The sequence below is a fragment of the Streptococcus sanguinis genome, assembly GCF_019928825.1.
GTDB classification, from domain to species: domain Bacteria; phylum Bacillota; class Bacilli; order Lactobacillales; family Streptococcaceae; genus Streptococcus; species Streptococcus sanguinis_L.
Map to the genome: position 1 here is coordinate 1 of NZ_JAHZOP010000011.1, position 548 is coordinate 548.

Consider the following 548-nt stretch of genomic DNA (forward strand, 5'->3'; position numbering starts at 1 on the left):
AATACGTTCCCGGGCCTTGTACACACCGCCCGTCACACCACGAGAGTTTGTAACACCCGAAGTCGGTGAGGTAACCGTAAGGAGCCAGCCGCCTAAGGTGGGATAGATGATTGGGGTGAAGTCGTAACAAGGTAGCCGTATCGGAAGGTGCGGCTGGATCACCTCCTTTCTAAGGAGTCCGTAAGGACATACGGAATGCACTTGGGTCTTGTTTAGTTTTGAGAGGGCTATGTGGGGCCTTAGCTCAGCTGGGAGAGCGCCTGCTTTGCACGCAGGAGGTCAGCGGTTCGATCCCGCTAGGCTCCATTAGGATATGGAAGACGTTCCGCTTGCGGGAACTTCTGTAGAAAAATAGAGAACTGACACTGTGTTCGATGAACACAAGGAAGTTAGTCTTTTTTCCTAAGAAGTTAGTCTGGAATTCAACTTTGGTTGATAGCTATCCTACTTGTCCATTGAAAATTGAATACCGATATCAAATAGTAACAAGAAAATAAACCGAAAACGCTGTGAATATTAATGAGTTTAAGACTGAAAGGTCAAAAATA

Annotated in this window: 1 tRNA gene and 1 rRNA gene; both read left to right on the top strand. The window is 46.5% G+C overall.

Going from position 1 to position 548, the window contains the following annotated elements:
• A 16S ribosomal RNA gene (locus K1J09_RS11785) occupies positions 1–169 on the top strand; the annotation flags it as partial.
• Between the two features lie 64 nt (positions 170–233).
• Positions 234–306, top strand: a tRNA-Ala gene (locus K1J09_RS11790).
• Positions 307–548 lie beyond the last annotated feature (242 nt).